Origin of the sequence: Rathayibacter sp. AY1E6 (assembly GCF_002931115.1) — a bacterium.
Classification (GTDB): Bacteria; Actinomycetota; Actinomycetes; order Actinomycetales; family Microbacteriaceae; genus Rathayibacter.
In genome coordinates this window covers 46,399-68,687 of the sequence record NZ_PSVK01000015.1, presented here as the reverse complement: position 1 = coordinate 68,687, position 22,289 = coordinate 46,399, and the positions used below count along the sequence as shown (strand labels likewise).

Here is a 22,289-nt window from a genome sequence, read left to right as displayed (position 1 = left end):
AGGTTCCATGCCCGACCGTGGACGTTCCGTCGCGCCGCCGGACCGGGGGAGCCACTCAGGGCGCCTCCTCGCCGGGAGCCCGTCCGGCGCGGGGGACGCGGCGGCGCACGTCAGCCCGCGTCGTCGATCCGGCGGAGGGTCCGCTGCATGTGGATCCGCGAGCTGAAGCCGGCCGACCGCGCCACGCGGTCCAGGTCCGTCGCCGCCCGCGGGCCGAGCTCGTCGAGGAGGCGCTGCGCCTCGAAGGCCCGCGCGCGCTCGATCCGCTGACGAGGGGTGGTGCCGGCGGCCGAGAACGCCCGGTGCAGGTGGCTGACCGACACGCCGAGACTCTCCGCGAGCGTCTCCACCGTGAAGGAGCGGTCGCGGTAGTGCCGCTCGATCAGGCGCGTGCCGTTCGCATACACGGCGGCGGGGGACCGGTCCTCCCGGTCGGAGGAGGGCAGCAGCGCCGAGAAGGCCGAGGCCAGGAGGTGCTCGCTCGCGATCTCGAAGTGCTCGAAGGCCGCGTCCGAGGGCTCGACGCCGAAAGTGAGGACGGTGTTCGCCGCACCGGTGAGTGCGCGCCAGTAGGCCTCGGGGAGGGCGAGGACCCGGTCCGTGAGCGAGGCGAACTCGCTCGCGCGGAGCACCGAGGGGCGCAGCTGCCACTCGAAGCGCGCCCACGGACTGAGCGCCGCCGCGTACTGCACCGTCGAGGCGCGGGTCACGAGAGCGCTGCCGGCCGGGAGCCGGTGGTCGCGGCCCCGGGCGGAGAGGCGGCCGGTCCCGTCGAGGCTGAAGAGCACGCGGAGCCTTCCGGGATGGGGGAGGACCTCGAACTCCCCGGTCTGCAGCCAGGCGCGGCTGAGGCTGAGGCGCGGCGAGACGATCGCGTCGCAGACGGCACCTCGCGGCAGGGGGCGCCGCGGAATCCAGCCGAGCCGACGCAGCCGCCTCTCGGCGGGACTCCAGACCTCGGGCATCACGCCTCCGCGCCGGGGTCGAGCGGGTCGGGAGGATCGAGCAGCGCCGCCTGCCGCGCGGAGTGCGGTGAAGGCGTCGGCATGGGTGCTCTCCTCGGAACGGTGGCCGCGAGCACGCCACCGCCGATCAGCTTCGGACACTGCTCCGCCCTGATCCGCGGAGAAGGACGGATCCTCTCCGCTGCGAGCACCGAACATCCCGGGTCGCCGATCGGCAGGGCGCTGGGTGCGCCTCACCCCACCCGTTCCGCGGCGCACGCGGCCGCGGCACGGGTCACCGCTCCCGCCACGACGCCATCCCGCCGTCGAGCGAGTCGGACGCCACGCCCGCCGCCGCCGCGCGCTCCGCCGCGAGACGCGATCGGACCCCGGAGGCGCAGTGCAGCACGAGCGGACCGGCCGGCAGAGCGACGGGGTCGAAGCGCGACATCGGCATCCGCACGGCACCGGGCACCGCGACGGTCCGGTCCTCGTCGTCCTCGCGGAGATCGACGACGGTCGGGGGCGTCGGCCCGGCCAGCCGCTCCCGCAGCTCGGCCGCCGTGATCGAGCCCGCCGCGGCCCGCCGCTCCGGGACCGGCGGCACCCGCCGCTCGAGAGGGAGCTCGGCCCAGGAGGAGTCGAGGGCGTCGTGCACGAGGACGCGACCGAACAGCGGCTCGCCCGCCCCGGTCACGAGCTTCACGACCTCGGCCGCCATGGCCGAGCCGATCAGCGCGCAGAGCGCGCCCAGCACGCCCACCGTCGAGCAGCTGTCGCCCGCGTCCTCGGCCTCGGGGTGCAGCGCGCGCAGGGTCACCCCTCCGCCCGGAGCGCCGGCCCAGAAGGTCGAGAGCTGCCCGTCGAAGCCGAGCGCCGACCCCCACACGTGCGGGATCCCGGCGCGCGTCGTCGCGTCCGAGGCGAGGTAGCGCGCGCCGAAGGTGTCGAAGCCGTCGACCACGACGTCCCAGCCCGCCACCAGGGCGTCGACGTTGGCCGAGGTCAGCGACACCGGGAAGGCCCGTGCGTCGATGCCGGGGGAGAGCCGCCGCGCGGTCGCCGCCGCCGACTCCGCCTTCGACCGGCCCACCGAGGAGTCGTCGTGCGCCGTCTGCCGCGCCAGGTTCGAGAGCTCGACGACGTCGCCGTCCACGATGCCGAGCCGCCCGATCCCGGCCGCGGCGAGCGCCGTGATCACCGGCGAGCCGATGCCGCCCGCGCCGAGGATCAGCACGCGCGCGTTCCGGAGGCGCCGCTGTCCGAGCTCCCCGAGGGGCGCCAGGCGGATCTGCCGGGCGAACCGCTCGCGCTCGGCGGCGGTCAGCGGCGGTCCGGGCTCGACGAGCGGGGTCATGAGAGCTCCTTCCTCCACTGGCCCTCGTGGGCGACGGGGGTGAAGCCGACGGCCTCGTTCACGGCGAGCATCGGTCGGTTCTCCTCGGCGTTCCAGGTGTAGACGGCCCGGCAGTCCGGGGCAGTCCCCACCGCATCGCCGATCGTGGTCAGGGCGAGGAAGTCGCTCCAGCCGTCGGCGCCCACGGCCTCGGGGATCGCGAGCTCGCGGATCCGGAGCGCCGGGTCGGAGGTGCGGTTCACCACCCCAGTGTGCACGTCCCAGCGCCCGCGGCGGCCTCCTGCGCCTGTTCCGGTGCGGGATCGCGGTGGTCCGTCGGCCGGTCGGGGCTCCGCCTCCCGGCCCGGCCGCGGCCGTCGGCTACCGTGGAGGCGTTGTGGACGGGAGCGAGGCGGCCGGGTGTACCTGAAGAGCCTGACCCTCAAGGGCTTCAAGTCCTTCGCTCAGCCGACCACGTTCGCCTTCGAGCCGGGGGTCACCTGCGTCGTCGGCCCCAACGGCTCGGGCAAGAGCAACGTCGTCGACGCGCTCGCCTGGGTGATGGGGGAGCAGGGGGCGAAGACGCTCCGCGGCGGCAAGATGGAGGACGTCATCTTCGCGGGCACCTCCACCCGCGGACCCCTCGGCCGCGCCGAGGTCGCGCTCACCATCGACAACTCGGACGGCGCCCTGCCGATCGAGTACACCGAGGTGACGATCACCCGGACCCTCTTCCGCAACGGCGGCAGCGAGTACGCGATCAACGGACGCGGCTGCCGGCTGCTCGACGTGCAGGAGCTGCTGAGCGACTCCGGTCTCGGGCGCGAGATGCACGTCATCGTGGGGCAGGGACAGCTCGACGCCGTGCTGCACGCGACCCCCGAGGAGCGGCGCGGGTTCATCGAGGAGGCCGCCGGGATCCTCAAGCACCGCCGCCGCAAGGAGAAGACGCTCCGCAAGCTCGAGGCGATGCAGGCGAACCTGACCCGCCTCTCCGACCTCGCGGGCGAGATCCGGCGCCAGCTCAAGCCCCTCGGGCGCCAGGCCGAGGTCGCACGGCAGGCGCAGACGATCGCCGCCGTGGTGCGCGACGCCCGGGCGCGCCTGCTCGCCGACGACGTGGTCGCGCTCCGGACCGCCCTGGACGGCTTCGCCCGCACCGAGAGCGAGCGGCACAGCGAGCGGGTGGTCCTGCAGCAGCGGCTCGAGCAGGCGACGCTCCGGCGAGCGCGGATCGAGGCGGAGGCGGTCGGCGACGCGGTCGACGACGCCCGGCGCACCTCGTTCGAGCTGGAGTCGGTGCAGGAGCGGCTGCGCAACCTCTCGGCCCTCGCCGGGCAGCGGCTCGCGATGCTCGAGCTCGAGTCCGAGCAGCCGCAGATCCAGCCGCGCGTGACGCCGGCGCAGGTGGAGGAGGCGCGGGTCGAGTTGGAGCGCCTGCGGCAGGCCGTCCTCGACGCGGAGACGGCGTGGGTCCAGGCGCAGCGCACGACCGTCGCCGCCCGCTCCGCCCTCGACGCGGTCGACGAGGAGATCGCCGCGCAGGCGGCCCTCGTCTCGCGCTACGACCTCGAGCTCTCCACCCTCTCGGGGCAGGCCGACACCGCCGCCTCCCGTCTCGCGTCCGTCCGGGGCGAGGTCCTGCGCGCGCAGAACACCCTCGACGCGGCCGACCGGCGGAAGGAGGCGGCGCGGCGGGCGCTCGACGCTCTGGAGGCCGAGCTGGACGACGCGGGCCGTGGCCCCGACGGCGGCCTCGACGAGGGCTACGAGCTCGCCCAGTCCGCGGTCTCGGCCGCCGAGGCCGGAATCGAGCGGCTGCGCGAGGAGCTGCACGCCCTGGAGCGCGAGCGCGAGGCGCTGGCCGCCCGCACGGGTGCCCTGTCGCTGGCCCTCGACGTCTCGGACGGCTCGGCCGAGCTGATCGCCGCCCGGATCGAGGGGGTGCGCGGCCGGGTCGCCGAGCGGATCCAGGTGCGGCCGGGCTCCGAGGCCGCGATCGCCGCCGCCCTCGGCGCGGTCGCCGACGCCGTGCTGGTCGAGTCGACCACCCGGGCCGACACGGCTCTGGACGCCGCGCTGGAGCGCGACCTCGGACGCGTCGAGCTGCTGGTCGCCGACGCCGCCCGGCCGTACGTCGCTCTCACCGTTCCCGAGGGGGCGGAACGCGCGGGCGACCTCGTCTCGGCGCCGGCCGGGGTCCTCTCGCTCCTCGAGCGCGTGCTCGTGGTCGAGGACCTCGCCGCGGCGCGGCGCCTGAGGGAGCGCATCGATCCGGGCACCGTCCTGGTCACCCGCGACGGCGCGACCGTCTCCGACGCCGTGCAGAGCGCCGGCTCCGGCGGGCAGCGCAGCCGGATCGAGCTCGTCTCCGAGCGCGACTCCGCCGCCGCCCGGCTGGAGGAGGTCGAGGGCGGGATCGACCGGCTCCGCTTCGAACTCGCCGAGCAGACCGGAGCGCTCCGCGGCGCGAAGGAGCAGGCCGCGAGCGCGCTCTCGGCCCTCCGCGAGCACGACGCCGCCCGTGCCGCCCACACCGAGCGGCTCGGCGGCGTGCGCGCCCAGCTCGAGGCGGCCACCGCCGAGCACGGCCGGGGCTCGAGGGCGCTGGCCGTCGCCTCGGACCGGGTCGGCGACGCCGAGCGCGCGGCCCAGGAGGCGAGGTCGGCGCTCGACGCCGCGCGCGCCAGGCCCCGGCCGGTGCTCGACGCGAGCGCGCGCGACGGTCTGCAGCGCGACGTCGACACCGCACGCGAGCGCGAGATCGAGGCGCGGCTCGGCGTCGAGACCGCCAAGGAGCGGGTGCGGGCGGAGCAGTCCCGCGGGGAGGCGCTGGCCCGCCAGCTGGCCGCCGACCGCGCCGCCGCCGACGAGGCCGCGCGCCGCGCCGTGATCCGCCGTCGCCAGCGCGACGCGGCGGCCGAGGTGACCGCCGCGCTCCCCGCCGTCCTCGCCTCCGTCGACCGCTCCGTCCAGCAGGCCCGGGCCGAGCTCGTCGCGGCCGAGGCGGCGCGCTCGCAGCAGAACGCCGAGCTGCAGGGGCTCCGCCGCGAGGAGGGGAGCGTGCGCGACCGGCTCCAGTCCGTCACCGAGAGCGTCCACGGCCTCGAGCTGCAGATCTACGAGAAGAGGCTGCAGCTCACCGGTCTGCTCGAGCGCGCCGCGTCCGAGCTCGGGCTCACCGAGGACGTGCTGGTGGAGGAGTACGGTCCCGGAGTCGGCGTCCCCGACGAGACGGACGTGGAGCAGGAGCCGCGGCCCTACGTCCGCGAGGAGCAGCGCCGCCGCCTCGAGAAGGCCGAGAAGCAGCTCGGGCAGCTGGGCCGCGTCAATCCGCTCGCGCTGGAGGAGTTCGCCGCGCTGGAGCAGCGGCACGCGTTCCTGACCGAGCAGCTGGCCGACCTCACCGGGACCCGGCGCGACCTGCTCACCATCATCGAGGAGCTCGACGAGACGATGCAGACCGTGTTCGCCTCCGCGTTCGACGACACGCAGGCGGCGTTCGCGGACGTGTTCCCCGTCCTCTTCCCCGGCGGCACCGGCAGCATCCGCCTGACCGACCCGGAGAACCTGCTCACCACCGGCATCGAGGTCGCGGTGCGGCCGGCCGGCAAGAAGATCGAGCGGCTGTCGCTCCTCTCCGGAGGGGAGCGCTCGCTCGCGGCCGTGGCGTTCATGGTCGCCATCTTCAAGTCGCGGCCGAGCCCCTTCTACATCATGGACGAGGTGGAGGCCGCCCTCGACGACGCGAATCTCGGCCGACTGCTCAGCATCTTCGAGGACCTGCGCACCTCGAGCCAGCTGATCGTCATCACCCACCAGAAGCGGACCATGGAGATCGCGGACGCCCTCTACGGCGTCTCGATGCGGCAGGACGGCGTCTCGGCCGTCGTCGGCCAGCGCGTCGCCGCGCCCCCGGCCTGAACCCGCCTCCCCGACCGCTCGGAGGCGCGCCCGCCGGTAGCCTGGACCCATGGCAGAACGCACCTCCTGGTCGCTCGGCCGCGCACTGCGCGGCCTGTTCGAGAAGCGCACGATCGACGACCAGACCTGGGACGACCTCGAGACGGCGCTGATCACCGCCGACTTCGGCCCCGACATCACCGAGGAGATCGTCGACGACCTCCGCGCCAAGGTCGCCCGCTACTCCACCACCGACCCGCGCGACCTGCAGCGGATGCTCCGCGAGTCCCTCGAGGAGCGTCTGTCGAAGTACGACACGACCCTCAAGCTCAGCGAGCGCCCCGCCGTGATCCTCGTGGTCGGCGTGAACGGCGTCGGCAAGACCACGACCATCGGCAAGTTCGCCAAGTTCCTCCGCAACTACGGCCGGAGCGTCGTGGTCGGCGCGGCCGACACTTTCCGCGCCGCGGCGGTCGACCAGCTCGCCACCTGGGCGCAGCGCGCCGACGCCCAGATCGTCCGCCCGCAGCAGGAGCGCCAGGATCCGGCGTCCGTCGCCTTCCAGACCGTGCAGTTCGCGAAGGACACCGGCGTCGAGATGGTCATCATCGACACGGCCGGCCGCCTGCACACCAAGGGCGGGCTGATGGACGAGCTCACGAAGATCAAGCGCGTCATCGAGAAGCAGGCCCCGATCTCCGAGATCCTGCTCGTGCTCGACGCGACGACCGGTCAGAACGGGCTGAGCCAGGCCGAGGCGTTCATCGAGCACGCGGGCGTCACCGGCCTGGTCATCACCAAGCTCGACGGCTCCGCGAAGGGCGGCTTCGTCCTCGCGGTCCAGGAGCGCACCGGCATCCCGATCAAGCTCGTCGGCCAGGGCGAGGGCATCGGCGACCTCACCGGCTTCACCCCCCACGTCTTCGCCCAGCAGCTCGTCAGCTGAGCGGCCCCGCCCGGGACGACGCGCCGGCGCCGTCCCGGTGGCGGGCTACACGGCCTGCGAGAAGCCCAGTGCCGCGTCGGCGAGGTGGCGCAGGTGCTCCGGGACCGGCAGCCCCTTCGACTCCATCGAGCGCGCCCAGAGCCGGCCGGCCCGGTAGGAGGAGCGGACCAGGGGCCCCGCGAGGACGCCGAGGAAGCCGATGTCCTCGGCCTCCTCCTTGATCGCCACGAACTCCTCCGGGTGCACCCAGCGGTCCACCGGCAGATGCCGCGGCGTCGGGCGGAGGTACTGCGTGATGGTCACGATGTCGGTGCCGGCGTCGTAGAGGTCCTGCAGCGCCTGCGAGATCTCCTCCCGCTCCTCGCCCATGCCGAGGATGAGGTTCGACTTCGTGATCAGCCCCGCCTCCCGGCCCTGGGTGAGCACGTCGAGCGAGCGCTCGTAGCGGAACGCCGGCCGGATGCGCTTGAAGATCCGCGGCACCGTCTCGACGTTGTGGGCGAACACCTCCGGCTCCGCGTCGAACACCCGCTGCAGGTGCTCGGCGCGGCCGGTGAAGTCCGGGACCAGGATCTCGACCCCCGTGCCCGGAGCCTGGGCGTGGATCTGGCGGATGGTCTCGGCGTAGAGCCAGGAGCCCTCGTCCGGCAGGTCGTCGCGGGCGACTCCGGTGACGGTCGCGTAGCGGAGGTTCATCCGCGCCACGGACTCGCCGACGCGCCGGGGCTCGTCCGCGTCGTAGTCCGCAGGCTTCCCGGTGTCGATCTGGCAGAAGTCGCAGCGGCGGGTGCACTGGGCGCCCCCGATGAGGAAGGTCGCCTCTCGGTCCTCCCAGCACTCGAAGATGTTGGGGCAGCCCGCCTCCTGGCAGACGGTGTGCAGCTCCTCGCTCTTCACCAGCGACTGCAGCTGCCGGTACTCCGGGCCCATCGAGGCCTTCGTGCGGATCCACTCGGGCTTGCGCTCGATCGGCGTCTCGGCGTTGCGGATCTCCAGCCGCAGGAGCTTGCGGCCGCCGGCCTCGGCGCTCACGCGGCGACCTCCTCGATGCGGGCGGAGAAGGCGGGGGCCGCCTCCGAGAAGCGCGCCGCCACCCGCGCCCGCACCGCCTCCATGGGCGGAGCCTCGCCGCGCTCGCGCTCGAGCGTGGTCACTCCGGCATCGGCGATGCCGCAGGCGACGATGCGGGCGTAGGGCTCGAGGCTGTTCGAGACGTTGAGGGCGAAGCCGTGCATCGTCACGCCCGAGGCGACGCGGATGCCGATCGCGGCGATCTTGTCGGCGCCGCCGTCCCTCGGGATCCACACTCCCGAGCGCCCGTCGACGCGCCGCCCCTGCACGCCCAGGTCGTCGAGAGCGGCGATCAGCACGCCCTCCAGCGAGCGGACGTAGGCGACCACGTCGACGGGCTCGCCGAGCCGCACGATCGGGTAGCCGACGAGCTGGCCCGGGCCGTGCCAGGTGATCCGCCCTCCGCGGTCGACGTCGACCACGGGCGAGCCGTCGTCCGGGCGCTCGTGCGCCTCGGTGCGCTTGCCGGCGGTGTAGACGGAGGAGTGCTCGCAGAGCACGAGGGTGTCCGGCCTCGAGCCCGCCACCACCTCGGCGTGTAGGCGGCGCTGCAGCTCCCAGCCGTCGGAGTAGTCCAGGGGGTCCGCGGAGTCGCCCGCCACCAGTGTCTCGATCACCGGGCCACCCTAACCCTGTTCTTGGACCCGGACCAGTTAATCCGCTCCGCGGTGATCGCGCCGATCGCGAGCCGATCGGCGGCCGCGCCCGCCGACCCTCCGGGCCTCCGGTAGAATTCCGGGCATCATGGCTACTTTCGGCACCCTCTCCGATCGACTCGTCGAGACCTTCAAGAACCTCCGCACGAAGGGCAAGCTCTCCGCGTCGGACGTCGACGGCACCGTCCGCGAGATCCGGCGGGCCCTCCTCGACGCCGACGTGGCGCTGGAGGTCGTGAAGGAGTTCACCGGCAAGGTGCGCGAGCGCGCCCTCGGCGACGAGGTCAACAAGGCGCTCAACCCGGCCCAGCAGGTCGTCCAGATCGTCAACGAGGAGCTCGTCGCGATCCTCGGCGGGCAGTCGCGCCGGCTCGAGTTCGCCAAGCGCCCGCCGACCGTCATCATGCTCGCCGGCCTCCAGGGCGCGGGCAAGACGACCCTCGCGGGCAAGCTCGGCAAGTACCTCGGCAAGGACGGCCACACCCCGCTGCTCGTCGCGGCCGACCTCCAGCGCCCCAACGCCGTGCAGCAGCTGCAGGTCGTCGGCGAGCAGGCCGGAGTCGCGGTCTACGCGCCGGAGCCGGGCAACGGCGTCGGCAACCCGGTCAAGGTCGCCCAGAACGCGATCCGCTTCGCGACCGACAAGCAGTACGACACGGTCATCATCGACACGGCCGGACGCCTCGGCGTCGACGCCGACATGATGAAGCAGGCCGCCGACATCCGCCGCGTCACGAACCCCGACGAGGTCCTGTTCGTCATCGACGCGATGATCGGCCAGGACGCGGTCGCGACCGCCAAGGCCTTCCAGGAGGGAGTCGACTTCACCGGCGTCGTCCTCTCCAAGCTCGACGGCGACGCCCGCGGAGGCGCGGCGCTCTCGGTCGCCTCGCTCACCGGCCGCCCGATCCTCTTCGCCTCCACGGGCGAGTCGCTCGACGACTTCGAGCAGTTCCACCCCGACCGCATGGCGAGCCGCATCCTCGACCTCGGCGACGTGCTGACCCTCATCGAGCAGGCCCAGTCCGCGTTCGACGAGGACGAGGCGCGCAAGATCGCCGAGAAGATCATGGGGGACACGTTCACCCTCGACGACTTCCTCGGCCAGATGCAGCAGCTGCGCAACATGGGCTCGATCAAGAAGATGATCGGCATGCTGCCCGGCGCGAAGGGCATGCGAGAGCAGCTCGACCAGTTCGACGAGCGCGAGATCGTGCGCACCGAGGCGATCATCCAGTCGATGACGAAGGCGGAGCGGGTCAACCCGAAGCTGCTCAACGGCTCGCGGCGCCTGCGCATCGCCCGCGGCTCCGGCATGACGGTCACGGACGTCAACCAGCTCGTCCAGCGCTTCGAGCAGGCCGCCAAGATGATGAAGACGGTCGCCAAGGGCGGCATGCCCTCGGTCCCCGGCATGGGCCCCGTGCCCGGCGCCGGCTACCAGGGCCGCCCGAAGCCGCAGAAGAAGAAGAGCAGCAAGTCCGGCAACCCCGCCAAGCGCGCGGCCGAGAACGCGGCGATCACCTCCGGGCCCCGCCCGGGCGATGCGGGCGGCTCCGGCTTCGGCCTGGGCGGCGGCGCCGGCAAGGGCGCCCAGCCCACGCCGGAGGAGCTCGAGCAGCTGCAGAAGCTCCTCGGGCGATGAGGCGGGTCGCGGCCGGACGCGCGGGCGGGATCCTCGTCCTCGCGGCCGTGCTCGGGCTCACCGGCTGCGCCGAGGGCTCCGGGGTCGACGCGATGACGGCGCCCTCCCCGGAGGACCTGGTCGGCCGCTGGGTGACGGGCGTCTCCTACGACGCGCCCGACGTTCCTTTCCTCCTGATCGCGGAGGACGGGACCTGGACGGGCTCCGACGGCTGCAACGGCGCGCAGGGCGAGTGGTCGATCGACCAGGAGGGCGCCCTCACCGTCTCGGCCGGGCCGAGCACGCTGATCGCCTGCGACGGCGTCGCGCTGCCGATGATCTTCTCTGAGGCGGCGATGGCCTCGATCGATGGCGGACGGCTCCGCCTGTTCGACGAGGAGGGGGCCACCGTCGTCAAGCTCGCCCGCTCCACGAGCGACGAGGCGCCCTCGGCGTCGCCGGACCCGGCGGGGGAGTAGCGCACCGTCCCTCCGCGGGCCGCAGCGGGGATCCCCGTGAGGCGCACCGCTCGCTAGCGTGAGGGCATGACAACCGCACACGCGCGCCCCGTCCGCATCGGCGTCCAGATCGCACCGCAGCACGTCCCCTACGAGGTCATCCGCGACACGCTCGCGGAGCTCGAGGACCTCGGCGTCGACATCGCCTTCAACTGGGACCACTTCTTCCCGCTCTCGGGAGAGCCGAACGGCCTGCACTTCGAGGGCTGGAGCATGCTCGCGGCCTGGGCCGAGCAGACCAGCCGCATCGAGTTCGGCCCGCTGGTCACCTGCAACAGCTACCGGAACCCCGACCTCCTCGCCGACATGGCGCGCACGGTCGACCACATCAGCGCCAAGGGCGCCGAGGGCCGTCTGATCTTCGGCATCGGCTCGGGCTGGTTCGAGCGCGACTACGAGGAGTACGGCTACGAGTTCGGCACTCCCGGCTCCCGCCTCGACGAGCTCTCCGAGGCGATGCCGCGCATCCGCCGCCGGTGGTCGATGCTCAACCCGGCGCCCACCCGCGACATCCCGGTGATGATCGGCGGCGGCGGCGAGAAGAAGACGCTGCGGATCGTCGCCGAGCACGCCGACATCTGGCACAGCTTCTCGGACGTCCCGACGCTCGAGCGCAAGCTCGGTGTGCTCTCGGAGTGGTGCGGCCGCGTCGACCGCGAGTCGGCCGCGATCGAGATCTCGACCGGCGCGAGCGTGCGCGGCGGTGTCGGCGACGCCTCCTTCGACGTGCTCGACCAGCAGTACGACCTGGGCGCCCGCCTGTTCACGCTCGGCATCACCGGTCCGGACATCGACCTCGCGCCCGTGCGCGACCTGCTCGGCTGGCGCGACGGCCGGAACAGCACCGCGCGCTGACCCGGCGGGGCGCCGTCAGGGCGGCGCCCCGCGTCGGAGTCAGGCCGCCGGCGCGTCCGTCGCCTTCTGGCCGGTCGGCACCGCCCGGGCGAGGCCGGACTTCTCGGCCGCCACCTCGAAGGCGTCGGCCAGGGCGCGCTGGCCCTCGACGGTGGGATGCACGCCGTCCTCGCCGAGCAGCCCGTCCTCGCGGAGGGGGTCCGGGTACTCCAGCGCACCGCCGCCGGCGGCCGTCACGGCCTCGACCAGCGCCGCGTCGTACTCGTCGAGATCGGAGGGGCGCGGGTCGGGGCCCCAGACCGAGTCGAGCGCGATGAGCCGGGCCGAGGGCGAGGCGGACACGATCGCGTCCACCGCCGGCCCGATCGCGGCGTCCACGTCCTCCGGATCCCAGCCCAGGTCGTTGCTGCTGGCGATCAGCACGATCGCGTCGGGCCGAGTGTCGGCGATCTCCTCCGCGCGGTCGCCGATCGCGACGCCGCAGTCGCCCGGCTCGATGAAGCCGCCGCCGTCGCAGCCCAGGTTCGTGACCTCCCAGCCGAGGTCGTCGCCGACGAGTGCGGGCCAGGCCTGCTCCGGGTCGACCGTCAGACCGCGCACGATGCTGTCGCCGACGATCGTCACCCGGGAGCCGACGGGAAGAGAGCCGCCGATCGAGAGCGGCAGCGGATCGGCGGTGACGGTCGGGAGGGGAGTGGCGGTGCCGGCGGGGGACGCGGTCGCCGGGCCGGTCGTCGTCGAGGACGAGCAGCCGGCGAGACCGAGGGCCAGCGCGCCGATCGCGGCTGCGGCGAGGAGGGCGGGACGTGTCATGAGCGGGGATCCCGGAGCCCGTCGCGCAGCTCGCCCGCGAGCGCCCGGACCACCGCCTTGAGGTCGCCGTCGTTCGCCGCGGCCGTCCGCAGCTGGCGCTGATAGCTCGCTCCCGCGACCAGGATCAGCTCGACGTCGCCGAGCTCCTTCACGCAGTCGAGGCGCTCGGCGACCGGTGCGAGGGTGACGAGCAGGTCGCGGATGTCGTCGGTGACCAGCCGCTCCGCTCCGGCGGCGTCGAGGATGATCTCGGCGTCGAGTCCGTAACGGGCCGCGCGCCACTTGTTCTCGCGCACGTACCAGGGCTGCATCGTCGGAAGGTCCTCGCCCGCGTCCAGCCGCGACGAGAGGTGCTCGACGAGGCACTGGATCAGCGCGGCGACCGCTCCGATCTCCTCCGCGGAGGAGAGGCCGTCGCACGCGCGCATCTCGAGAGTGCCCCACTGCGGCGAGGGGCGGATGTCCCAGCGGACCTCCGTGTGATCGTCGATGACGCCGGTGCGCATCATGTCGTCGACGTACTCCTCGTAGTTCGCCCAGGCGCCGAACTGCGGAGGCAGGCCCGCCGTCGGCAGCTGCTGGAACATCAGCGCGCGGTTCGAGGCGTAGCCCGTGTCGACTCCGCCCCAGAACGGGCTCGACGCCGAGAGCGCCTGCAGGTGCGGGTAGTAGTCGAGCAGGGAGTTGAGGATCGGCAGCACCTTGTCGCGGTGCTCGATGCCGACGTGCACGTGGATGCCCCAGATCATCATGTTCCGGCCCCACCACTGGGTCCGGTCGATGAGGCGGTGGTACCGCTCCTTGTCCGTGATGGCCTGGTCGAACCACTGCGCGAACGGGTGCGTGCCCGAGCACACGAGGTCGAGTCCCATGGGGTCGGTGATCTCGCGCACCTGCCGCAGCTGGTCCTGCAGATCGGCGACCGCGTCGCGGACGGAGGTGTGCACGCCGGAGACCAGCTCGACCGTGTTGCGCAGGAGCTCGCCGGTGATGTGCGGGTGCAGGGCGCCGTCGTCGCTGCGGAGCGCCTCCAGTACCACATCGGCGACGTTGGCGAGATCGCCCGTCTGCCGGTCGACGATCGCGACCTCCCACTCGATCCCGAGCGTGGAGCGGTCTGATGCGGCGAAGCTGATCTCCATGGCGTGGTCCTCATCGGATCCGGGCGTCCGCCGATCGGGACGCGCCTCGCCATCCTGCCACCTGCGGCCGGGGCGGACGCCGAGCCCCGGCGGAGGCCTTCCCGGTCCCGCGCGGCCCGCTCCCGCGAGGGTGCCGCTGGTCGGCGGCGTGCCGGGCCCGCACCGGGGCGGTTTTTCTGGCAGAATGATCCGTCGGGTCCGAGGCGGTCGACCCTCTACTCACCGCCGACGAAACCCCCTCGAGCTTCCGCCGGGTGTGCCCCCACGCTCACGGCTCAGTTCATCCATCATCGACCGGACACCGGTCAACGACCACACAGGAGAATTGTGGCTGTCAAGATTCGTCTGAAGCGCCTCGGCAAGATCCGGGCGCCCTACTACCGCATCGTCGTCGCCGACTCGCGCACCAAGCGCGACGGCCGCGTGATCGAGGAGATCGGCAAGTACCACCCGACCGAGCAGCCCTCGTTCATCCAGGTCGACTCGGAGCGCGCGCAGTACTGGCTCGGAGTCGGCGCGCAGCCGACCGAGCAGGTCGCCGCGATCCTCAAGCTGACCGGCGACTGGGGCCGCTTCAAGGGCGACGCCGACGCCGTCAGCACCGTCCAGGTGAAGGAGCCCAAGGCTCCGTTCGTCGTCGACGCGAAGAAGAAGCCCGTCCTCAAGCCGAAGTCCGAGGCTCCGGCCAAGGCCGCCCCGGTCGAGGACACCGCCGACGAGACCTCCACCGAGGCGTAGTCAGTGCTCGCTCCCGCCGTCGAACACCTCGTCAAGGGGATCGTCGAGAACCCCGATGAGGTCAGTGTCGTGGCCACGAGCTCCCCGCGCGGAGAGGTCCTCGAGGTGCGCGTGCACCCCGAGGACCTCGGCCGCGTGATCGGACGCTCCGGTCGCACCGCCAAGGCCGTCCGCACTCTCGTCGCCGCGCTCGCCGACGGGCGCGGCGTGCGCGTCGACGTCGTCGACACCGACAAGTAGAGGTGTCGGTCACCGGACCGGGCACGACGCAGCTCCGCGTCGCCCGACTCACCAAGGCACACGGGCTCAAGGGCGCCATCAAGCTCGAGCTCTACACGGACGAGCCCGACAAGCGCTTCACCCCCGGATCCACGTTCACGCTGCAGGTCCCGCGCACCTCCGAGTGGCACGGCAAGAAGCTCGAGCTCGTCGAGCTTCGCTGGTACAACAGCCACCCCGTCGCATTCTTCCGAGGCGTCGACGACCGCAACGCCGCTGAGACCCTCCTGAAGGCGATCCTCTGGATCGACGAGGAGGTGCAGACCCAGCCGGGCGAGGACGACTCCTGGTACGACTACCAGCTGGTCGGCATGAAGGTCGTCCGCGACGGCGTCGAGGTCGGCACCGTCCGCCGCGTCGACCACTTCCCCGCGCAGGACCTGCTCATCGTCGGCACCCCCTCCGGCGAGGTGATGGTGCCGTTCGTGAACGCGATCGTCCCCTCCGTCGACGCCGCGGCCGGGATCGTCACGGTCACGCCTCCGATCGGCCTGTTCGAGGAGGCCCCCGAGGAGGAGCCCGCCGCGGTCGACCTCAGCGGTGTCGACCTCGCGGACCCGGCGCTGAGCGCGCCTGCGGACGCCGACGCGACGGACGCCTCCGATGACGCGGACTCCGCTGACGCGGACGCCGCTCTCGAGGAGCCCGCCGACGACGAGCCCCCGGCCGCCTCCGAGGAGGAGCTCCGGTCGTGAGGATCGACATCGTCACGATCTTCCCGGAGTTCTTCGGCGTGCTCGACATCAGCCTGCTCGGCCGTGCTCGGCAGAGCGGGCTGATCGAGCTCGGCGTGCACGACCTGCGGGACTTCACCCACGACCGCCACCGCACCGTCGACGACACGCCCTACGGCGGCGGCGCCGGCATGGTGATGCGACCGGAGCCGTGGGGCGAGGCGCTCGACACGATCCTCGACGGCGCGGACGACCCCGTCGTGATCTTCCCGTCGCCCGCGGGCGAGCTGTTCACCCAGGCGACCGCCCGCGAGCTCGCGGAGGAGTCCACCCTCGTCTTCGGCTGCGGCCGCTACGAGGGCATCGACCAGCGCGTCGTGGACCACACCGCCGAGCGCGCGCGGGTCCGGCTGATCAGCCTCGGCGACTACGTCCTCAACGGAGGAGAGGTCGCCGTGATGGCGATGATCGAGGCCGTCGGACGCCTGGTCCCGGGCGTGGTCGGCAATCCGGCGAGCCTGGTCGAGGAGAGCCACTCCGACGGGCTGCTCGAGTACCCGAGCTACACCAAGCCGGCCTCCTGGCGCGGCCTCGACGTCCCTCCGGTGCTCCTCAGCGGCAACCACGGGGCGATCGCCGCCTGGCGCCACGAGCAGAGCGTCGAGCGCACGCGCCGCGTCCGCCCCGAACTGCTTCCCTAGCCCCTCGCCGCACGGTCACCGGGCCGCGAGGGCCAGGTGCCGGTCGCGGAGGGCGAGGAAGAGGGGGAACGCGAACGCGAGGGCGACCAGCGGCGCGAGCAGCACCAGGATCCACACGCGGCGCATCCCGATCCGGCGGCCCTCCACCACCATGAAGGCGACGGCCGCGATCGCGACGACCAGCAGGTCGGTCGAGAACGACGACACCCACGGCCCGCCTGCGGCGAGGCCGGCGAGCAGGTCCGCGCCCTCCTGCATAGCCCTCACGTTCCAGGTCCAGGTCCCGATCAGCCCGGCGAGGGCGAGGACGAGGTAGACGATCCCGAGCGGCGTCCAGCCGCGGTGCAGCCGGCTCATGCGCGGGCCTCCGTTCGTGCGAGGGTGAGGATCGTCCCTCCGGCGAGGGCGACCACGGCCACAGTAGCGACGGCGAGGGTCAGCGCGTCCGGTGCGGTCAGCGCCTGACCGCGCAGCGCCTGCCAGCAGGTGAGGGCGACCGCGGCCGCCCAGCCCGCCGAGGCCAGTGCGACGAGCCGCAGCCGGGTGGATCCGGGGCGCAGGACGGGGATCCGGGCTGCCAGCCGTCCGAGCAGCAGCGCGAGCAGCGGGAGCCCCTGCAGAGCGTGCATCCCGACGAAGTGCGGGATGCGCAGATCGCCCCCCGTGGTGCTCCAGCCCAGGAGGGGGAGGCCGGGTCCGCCGTCCGCGACTCCGACGGCGTGCGCGCCGACGACGCCCTGGTAGTCGCTGATCTGGCCGGGCGAGGGCCCCGTCATCAGGAACGCGAGGGCCATCCCGACGAGCCCGATCACGAGTCCGGCGCGGACGGCGAGCGTCAGCGCCGGGTCGCCGAGCGGCACCCGCGCCAGGAGGGCGGCGAGGACCAGAGTCGCCAGCCAGACCACCGCGATCGAGACGGCCATCGAGGCCCAGAGCGCGGCGTGCAGGGGAGTGGAGACGTCGAAGTGGCTGCGCTCGCCGACCAGGGCGGCGCCTCCGATCACGACCATCTCGACCGCCAGGCCGACCGCCGCGACCGTGCCCAGCGCTCGGGCGGGGCGGCGCCGGCGGGGCACGAGCCCGATCAGCCAGGCGAGCGTCACGGCGTACAGCGCGATCGAGAGGCAGAACTTCAGCGGCTTGCCCCAGAGCGGCTGCCCGCCGAGCTCGCGGGGATCGACGACCAGCGCGATCGCGCAGAGGAGGGCGCCGACCGCCATCGCGGCAGCGAGCACCAGGAGCGGCCGGTGCGGAGCAGCGGAGGCTGTGGGCGCGGGCGTCTCGGTCGCGGCGCTCATCGGGGCACCTCCGTCGAGCCGAAGCGGCTCTGCGTCTCGCGCGCCTGGGCGACGCGCCGGAGCGACTGCAGCACCACGTCTCCGAGCGCGGTGCCGACGGCGGCGACGGCAGCCTGCTCGCTCACGCTCTCGCGGGCCTGCAGTTCGTCGAGGTCGGCGGAGGCGACGAGGGCGGCGGCGCGGGCGTAGGTCTCGAGCCAGCCGGCGCTCATCGGTCCGGTGGAGAGCTCGAGCGCGTCGAGCGCCCGTGCCGCCGTCGCGACGGCAGGGTGGCCGCAGTGGTCGGAGCCCGCGGCCTCGGCGATCCGCCGCGTCGACGCCTCGGTGGCGGACGCGGTCGAGTCGGCGCTCACGGAGACCACGTCCTGCGCCACCTCGAACGCCGCTGTCGGACCGACGCCCGCGTCGAGCGCGGCCGTGATCCGCTTCGCGCCGGCGATACCGACGCCGCCGCTCTCGATGAGCGCCCGGAGCAGCGTCAGGCGGGCGACATGGGCGTCCCCGTACTCCGCCCGCTGGGGGCCGGCGGCGTCGCCCGGCGGCAGCAGCCCCTCCCGGATGTAGTACTTGATCGTAGGCAGGCTGACGCCGCTGCTGCGGCTGAGCTCCGAGATTCGCACGTGGACAGTATCGCTATCCGATAGCGGTACTGTCCATCTGCAGTCAGTCCCGCGCGGAGAGGACGATGTTCCCCGTCTCGGTGATGGCGATCGTGTGCTCCATGTGGGCGCCGCGCGAGCCGTCGCGGCTGCGGAGGGTCCAGCCGTCCTTGTCCGTGTAGATCTCGTCGGTCGTCTGCAGGAACCACGGCTCGATCGCGACGACGAGGCCCGGGCGGAGCGGGTAGCCGCGGCCGGCGCGTCCGTCGTTGGGGATGTGCGGATCGCCGTGCATCGTGCGGCCGACGCCGTGGCCGCCGAAGTCGGTGTTGATGGACAGGCCCTCGGCGTGTGCGACGGCCGCGATGGCCGCGGAGATGTCGCCGATCTTCTTCCCGGGCTGCGCGGCGGCGATGCCGGCCTCGAGCGCGCGGGTGGTGGTGTCGATGAGGGCGAGGTCCTCCTCGCGCGGCGTCCCGACCACGACGCTGATGGCCGAGTCGGCGACCCAGCCGTTCACGGAGGCGGCGAAGTCGAGGGTGAGCAGGTCGCCGTCCTTCAGCCGGTAGTCGAAGGGCAGGCCGTGCAGCACCGCGTCGTTGACGGAGGTGCAGATGACCTTGCCGAAGGGACTCGCGCCGAAGGAGGGGTGGTAGTCGATGTAGCAGGACTCGGCGCCGGCCGTGCGGATCATGTCGTGGGCGAGCCGGTCGAGCTCGAGCAGGTTCACGCCGACCGCGGCAGCGGCGGAGGTGGCCTTCAGTACCTCGCCGACGAAGCGGCCGGCGGGACGCATCTCCTCGATCTCGGCGGGGGTGCGTAGCTCGATCATCCTGATCCTCTCGGGGTCCGCTGAGCCGTCGCTCAGCGGTGGTGGGTACGGTCGGTGCATGCGCACGCGACGGGCATTCGGTTCCTGGCAGTTCCCGGCGGCGATCGTGCTGCCCTTGTGGATCCTCCTCGGCTACGGGGTCTTCGGAGGATCGAGCGGCTGGACCGTGCTCGGCCTGGTGATCGCCCTCCCCATTCTGGCGGTCGCGGTGGCGGCTGTGGCCGCGATCGTCGCATTCCGGGTGACCGTTCGGCCCACGCGCACTCCCGCGTGGGGCGACGTGGCCGTGGTCGGCGCCTGGCACCTCTCCCTGATCGCCTTCGGCTTCTTCCCGCCCGGCGCCTGGGCGCTGGGCCTGCTCTCGGTGGTCCTCGGAGTGGCGGCCTTCTGGCACTCGGCGTGGCGGTTCCTCGCCGACGCGAGGGCCACTCTCCTCGCCTTCTCGGAGGCGGCGTCCGTGCAGGCCGAGGGCGCTCACCGCCCCGTCGCCGGCGAGGGCTTCGACCCGGAGCGCCCGCAGGACGGGCAGACCATCGTCCTCTGAGGGTCGGGCGTCCCGAGAGGCGCTGTCTCCTGCGAGGCCCCGCCCTGCTCCACAGCTCGGCCCTCTCGACGGACCCGCCCTCTGCGCGGCTCTGGCCTCCGGGCGACTCTGCCCTCCTGACGACTCTGCCCTCCTGACGACTCTGCCCTCCTGACGACTCTGCCCTCCTCACGACCCTGCTTTGACTCGGATCGACGCGGCATGGCAGAATGAGCGCTTGTGCCTCGCGCAGGCTCTGCCACAGGGGAGCCGCGACGACGTGGGCACGACCGACTTCCATCAACGAAACGGTGTTCGACCTGTGGCGGGCACGGAGAGCGATACAGCATGCACATCCTCGATTCCGTCGATGCGGCGTCCCTCCGCAGCGATGTCCCGGACTTCCGCGCCGGCGACACCGTCAAGGTCCACGTCAACATCGTCGAGGGCTCCCGCTCGCGCATCCAGGTCTTCCAGGGCGTCGTCATCGGCCGCTCCAACGAGGGCGTCCGCGAGACCTTCACCGTCCGCAAGGTGAGCTTCCAGGTCGGCGTCGAGCGCACGTTCCCCGTGCACTCGCCGGTCATCGACCACATCGAGGTCGTCACCCGCGGTGACGTCCGTCGCGCGAAGCTCTACTACCTGCGCAACCTGCGCGGCAAGAAGGCCAAGATCAAGGAGAAGCGCGACGCCTGAGCGGCTTCCGCACGACTTCTCGGGAACCCCGGTCCACCTATGATGGACCGGGGTTCCTCCCTTTCTCGGGGCGATCCGTCCGGGGAGTCCACCCGGTGATGCACAGTAGGGGCGACGGCGAGCGATGACAGACAGCACGGCCCCGGTCCGCCTCCCCGGAGGCGAGGACCACGCCCGCCACTCGGCGGATCCGTCCGAGAAGCGCCCGCGCAAGCGCCGGGGAGTCCTGCTCTTCCTCCGCGACGTGCTGATCATCTTCGTGGTCGCGGTGCTCGTCTCCTTCCTCGTGAAGACCTTCCTGATCCGCTCCTTCTATATCCCCTCCTCCTCGATGGAGCAGACGCTCGTCGAGAACGACCGGATCCTCGTGAACGAGCTCGTACCCGGAGTGGTGAAGATCTCGCGCGGCGACGTCGTCGTCTTCCGCGATCCCGGCGGATGGCTCTCGCCGAGCTCCGAGCCCTCCGTGCCGCCGTTCCAGGCCGCGGTCGACTCCGCCCTCGCGCTCGTCGGCCTCACCGCTCCCGACAGCAACGACCACCTCATCAAGCGCGTCATCGGCCTGCCGGGCGACCACGTGACCTGCTGCACACCGCTCGGCCAGGTCGAGATCAACGGCAACCCGATCGACGAGCCCTACGTGAAGCTGCCGGACGGGGTGCAGGCGGTCTCGGCCACCCCCTTCGACGTCGTCGTGCCCGAGGGCTCGCTCTGGGTGATGGGCGACAACCGCTACAACTCCGCCGACTCCCGCTACAACACCGACAAGCCGGGCGGCGGCTTCGTGCCGATCGACAACGTCGTGGGGCGCGCGATCCTCGTCACCTGGCCCGTGCAGCAGTGGGCGTGGCTCGACGACTACCCGTCGGTGTTCCGCGGAGTCGACACCGAGGCCTCCGAGGAGGGCTCGGACGACGCGCAGAGCGGGCAGGGCTAGGTGGTCGTCGCCGAGCCGACGCTGACGCAGGAGCGGCGCCTCTTCCGGCAGGGCTACGAGACGGTCATCGGCTGCGACGAGGTCGGCCGCGGCGCGATCGCCGGCCCGGTGTCGGTCGGCGTCGTGTCGATAGGCAGCCGTTGCGGGCGCTTCCCCGAGGGGCTCCGCGACTCCAAGATGCTCGCTCCCGCCCGCCGCGAGGCGCTCCTGCCGGGAGTCGCGAAGTGGGTCTCGGCCTGGGCGATCGGCGAGTCCTCGGCGGACGAGATCGACGAGACCGGGATCATCGCCGGCCTCGGCCGCGCCGCGTCGAGGGGCATCGAGCGCCTCGCTGACCAGGGCGTCGACCTCGCCACCGCCGTCGTCCTCCTCGACGGTGCCCACGACTGGCTGACGCCCGCGCTGGGCGAGTGGGCGGCCGAGCTGACGATCGTCACCCGCGTGAAGGCCGACCGCGACTGCGCCGCCGTCTCCGCCGCCTCCGTGCTCGCGAAGGTGGGCCGGGACGGTCAGATGGTGCGCCACCACGACGACTTCGCCGACTACGCCTGGGACAGCAACAAGGGCTACGGCAGCGCCGCGCACTGGGCGGGGATCGAGCGGGTCGGCCCGTCCCCGCTCCACCGGGTGACCTGGCTGTCGAAGTCGCGGGAGAGCGTCGAGGAGCCGCTCCCGGCGCTCGGGCCCGTCGGCTCGGCGTAGGATTGTCCAACGATGGATGAGGACGAATTCGAGGACTACGACCGCGAGGTCGAGCTGGCACTGTACCGGGAGTACCGCGACGTCGTCTCGCAGTTCTCGTACGTCGTCGAGACCGAGCGCCGGTTCTACCTGGCGAACGAGGTCGACCTGGTCCGCCGCGACACCGAGCACGACTTCTACTTCGAGCTCACCATGCGCGACGTGTGGGTCTGGGACGTCTACCGCTCCGACCGCTTCGTGAAGTCGGTGCGCGTGCTGACCTTCAAGGACGTCAACGTCGAGGAGCTCTCCCGCAAGGAGTTCGAGCTCCCCAAGGAGCTCGCGCTCGACGAGTAGGGCGCTGTCGCGGCAGGCTCCGGACCCCTTGCTGGTCGCGTAGCCGCCTCCGCCGGCGCATCGAGACCCGGTGCCCGGAGCCCCACCCCGCTCCGGAGCTCTCTCGGATGCGCGGCTCCGCGGGTCTCGTCTTGAGGCAACGCGGATTCCTCCTGCTGGTCGCATA

At 72.7% G+C, this 22,289-nt stretch carries 25 protein-coding genes; 14 read left to right on the top strand and 11 right to left on the bottom strand.

Going from position 1 to position 22,289, the window contains the following annotated elements; all coding sequences use genetic code 11:
• Window positions 1-110: 110 nt before the first annotated feature.
• From C5C46_RS12325 to C5C46_RS17365, 3 genes are all read right to left on the bottom strand, one after another.
• Window positions 111-965: an AraC family transcriptional regulator gene (locus C5C46_RS12325; protein WP_104226887.1), complete on the bottom strand. Its 855-nt coding sequence runs from the start codon at window positions 963-965 to the stop codon at window positions 111-113.
• 274 nt (window positions 966-1,239) lie between these two features.
• Window positions 1,240-2,301, bottom strand: coding sequence for a ThiF family adenylyltransferase (locus C5C46_RS12320; RefSeq protein ID WP_104226886.1), 1,062 nt, complete (start codon window positions 2,299-2,301; stop codon window positions 1,240-1,242).
• Entirely contained in the window at window positions 2,298-2,543 is a 246-nt protein-coding gene (locus tag C5C46_RS17365) for a hypothetical protein (protein ID WP_181134121.1), read from the bottom strand. The genes C5C46_RS12320 and C5C46_RS17365 overlap by 4 nt, the downstream gene beginning before the upstream one ends.
• 157 nt (window positions 2,544-2,700) lie before the next feature.
• Between C5C46_RS17365 and smc the strand changes: the two genes are divergently transcribed.
• Both smc and ftsY read left to right on the top strand, forming a co-directional pair.
• Window positions 2,701-6,204, top strand: a complete 3,504-nt coding sequence (smc, locus tag C5C46_RS12310; RefSeq protein WP_104226885.1) for a chromosome segregation protein SMC — start codon at window positions 2,701-2,703, stop codon at window positions 6,202-6,204.
• A gap of 49 nt (window positions 6,205-6,253) precedes the next feature.
• Window positions 6,254-7,129 (top strand): signal recognition particle-docking protein FtsY, encoded by an 876-nt coding sequence (ftsY, locus tag C5C46_RS12305; protein ID WP_104223920.1) that lies wholly within the window; start codon window positions 6,254-6,256, stop codon window positions 7,127-7,129.
• 45 nt (window positions 7,130-7,174) lie between these two features.
• Here ftsY and lipA read toward each other — a convergent pair whose 3' ends face one another.
• Together lipA and lipB are read right to left on the bottom strand one after the other, a co-directional pair.
• Complete coding sequence (gene lipA, locus C5C46_RS12300) at window positions 7,175-8,161, bottom strand: lipoyl synthase (protein ID WP_104226884.1); 987 nt, start codon at window positions 8,159-8,161, stop codon at window positions 7,175-7,177.
• The gene (gene lipB, locus C5C46_RS12295; RefSeq protein WP_104226883.1) at window positions 8,158-8,817 is read right to left on the bottom strand and encodes a lipoyl(octanoyl) transferase LipB; all 660 of its coding nucleotides are present in this window, start codon (window positions 8,815-8,817) and stop codon (window positions 8,158-8,160) included. The genes lipA and lipB overlap by 4 nt, the downstream gene beginning before the upstream one ends.
• Window positions 8,818-8,944: 127 nt before the next feature.
• Between lipB and ffh the strand changes: the two genes are divergently transcribed.
• The 3 genes from ffh to C5C46_RS12280 all read left to right on the top strand — a co-directional run bounded on the left by ffh (window position 8,945) and on the right by C5C46_RS12280 (window position 11,853).
• Window positions 8,945-10,501, top strand: coding sequence for a signal recognition particle protein (gene ffh / locus C5C46_RS12290; protein ID WP_104226882.1), 1,557 nt, complete (start codon window positions 8,945-8,947; stop codon window positions 10,499-10,501).
• Window positions 10,498-10,959: an META domain-containing protein gene (locus C5C46_RS12285; RefSeq protein WP_104226881.1), complete on the top strand. Its 462-nt coding sequence runs from the start codon at window positions 10,498-10,500 to the stop codon at window positions 10,957-10,959. Before ffh ends, C5C46_RS12285 begins: the two co-directional genes overlap by 4 nt.
• 66 nt (window positions 10,960-11,025) lie before the next feature.
• Window positions 11,026-11,853, top strand: coding sequence for an LLM class F420-dependent oxidoreductase (locus C5C46_RS12280; protein ID WP_104226880.1), 828 nt, complete (start codon window positions 11,026-11,028; stop codon window positions 11,851-11,853).
• Window positions 11,854-11,892: 39 nt separating this feature from the next.
• On the opposite strand, the gene C5C46_RS12275 is transcribed toward C5C46_RS12280, so the two are convergent.
• Both C5C46_RS12275 and C5C46_RS12270 read right to left on the bottom strand, forming a co-directional pair.
• Window positions 11,893-12,666, bottom strand: a complete 774-nt coding sequence (locus C5C46_RS12275; RefSeq protein WP_104226879.1) for an SGNH/GDSL hydrolase family protein — start codon at window positions 12,664-12,666, stop codon at window positions 11,893-11,895.
• On the bottom strand, window positions 12,663-13,808 hold the full coding sequence (locus C5C46_RS12270; protein WP_104226878.1) for a glutamate--cysteine ligase: 1,146 nt from the start codon (window positions 13,806-13,808) through the stop codon (window positions 12,663-12,665). Before C5C46_RS12270 ends, C5C46_RS12275 begins: the two co-directional genes overlap by 4 nt.
• A gap of 327 nt (window positions 13,809-14,135) precedes the next feature.
• Between C5C46_RS12270 and rpsP the strand changes: the two genes are divergently transcribed.
• Genes rpsP through trmD form a run of 4 tightly spaced genes read left to right on the top strand, consistent with a single transcriptional unit; the run spans window position 14,136 to window position 16,200 of the window.
• Complete coding sequence (gene rpsP, locus C5C46_RS12265; protein ID WP_104223912.1) at window positions 14,136-14,546, top strand: 30S ribosomal protein S16; 411 nt, start codon at window positions 14,136-14,138, stop codon at window positions 14,544-14,546.
• Between the two features lie 3 nt (window positions 14,547-14,549).
• Window positions 14,550-14,786 carry an RNA-binding protein gene (locus C5C46_RS12260; protein WP_104226877.1) on the top strand — a complete coding sequence of 79 codons (237 nt, stop codon included), beginning with the start codon at window positions 14,550-14,552 and terminating at the stop codon, window positions 14,784-14,786.
• A gap of 2 nt (window positions 14,787-14,788) precedes the next feature.
• On the top strand, window positions 14,789-15,520 hold the full coding sequence (gene rimM, locus C5C46_RS12255; RefSeq protein WP_104226876.1) for a ribosome maturation factor RimM: 732 nt from the start codon (window positions 14,789-14,791) through the stop codon (window positions 15,518-15,520).
• Window positions 15,517-16,200, top strand: a complete 684-nt coding sequence (gene trmD / locus C5C46_RS12250) for a tRNA (guanosine(37)-N1)-methyltransferase TrmD (protein WP_104226875.1) — start codon at window positions 15,517-15,519, stop codon at window positions 16,198-16,200. Before rimM ends, trmD begins: the two co-directional genes overlap by 4 nt.
• 15 nt (window positions 16,201-16,215) lie before the next feature.
• On the opposite strand, the gene C5C46_RS12245 is transcribed toward trmD, so the two are convergent.
• The 4 genes from C5C46_RS12245 to map are packed head-to-tail and all read right to left on the bottom strand — an operon-like array spanning window position 16,216 to window position 18,929.
• Complete coding sequence (locus C5C46_RS12245; RefSeq protein ID WP_104223909.1) at window positions 16,216-16,557, bottom strand: DUF2834 domain-containing protein; 342 nt, start codon at window positions 16,555-16,557, stop codon at window positions 16,216-16,218.
• Window positions 16,554-17,498: a hypothetical protein gene (locus C5C46_RS12240; RefSeq protein WP_104226874.1), complete on the bottom strand. Its 945-nt coding sequence runs from the start codon at window positions 17,496-17,498 to the stop codon at window positions 16,554-16,556. Before C5C46_RS12240 ends, C5C46_RS12245 begins: the two co-directional genes overlap by 4 nt.
• Window positions 17,495-18,118 (bottom strand): MerR family transcriptional regulator, encoded by a 624-nt coding sequence (locus C5C46_RS12235; RefSeq protein WP_104226873.1) that lies wholly within the window; start codon window positions 18,116-18,118, stop codon window positions 17,495-17,497. Before C5C46_RS12235 ends, C5C46_RS12240 begins: the two co-directional genes overlap by 4 nt.
• 43 nt (window positions 18,119-18,161) lie before the next feature.
• The gene (map, locus tag C5C46_RS12230; RefSeq protein ID WP_104223906.1) at window positions 18,162-18,929 is read right to left on the bottom strand and encodes a type I methionyl aminopeptidase; all 768 of its coding nucleotides are present in this window, start codon (window positions 18,927-18,929) and stop codon (window positions 18,162-18,164) included.
• A 58-nt stretch (window positions 18,930-18,987) separates the two neighbouring features.
• On the opposite strand from map, the gene C5C46_RS12225 reads away from it, so the two are divergent.
• From C5C46_RS12225 to C5C46_RS12205, 5 genes are all read left to right on the top strand, one after another.
• On the top strand, window positions 18,988-19,473 hold the full coding sequence (locus C5C46_RS12225) for a hypothetical protein (protein WP_104226872.1): 486 nt from the start codon (window positions 18,988-18,990) through the stop codon (window positions 19,471-19,473).
• 327 nt (window positions 19,474-19,800) lie between these two features.
• Window positions 19,801-20,148 carry a 50S ribosomal protein L19 gene (gene rplS / locus C5C46_RS12220; RefSeq protein WP_104223904.1) on the top strand — a complete coding sequence of 116 codons (348 nt, stop codon included), beginning with the start codon at window positions 19,801-19,803 and terminating at the stop codon, window positions 20,146-20,148.
• 124 nt (window positions 20,149-20,272) lie between these two features.
• On the top strand, window positions 20,273-21,085 hold the full coding sequence (gene lepB / locus C5C46_RS12215) for a signal peptidase I (protein WP_104226871.1): 813 nt from the start codon (window positions 20,273-20,275) through the stop codon (window positions 21,083-21,085).
• A complete protein-coding gene (locus tag C5C46_RS12210; RefSeq protein WP_104226870.1) occupies window positions 21,086-21,787 on the top strand; it encodes a ribonuclease HII in 702 nt (233 codons plus the stop codon).
• A gap of 12 nt (window positions 21,788-21,799) precedes the next feature.
• Window positions 21,800-22,123, top strand: coding sequence for a DUF2469 domain-containing protein (locus C5C46_RS12205; protein WP_055792576.1), 324 nt, complete (start codon window positions 21,800-21,802; stop codon window positions 22,121-22,123).
• Window positions 22,124-22,289: the final 166 nt, after the last annotated feature.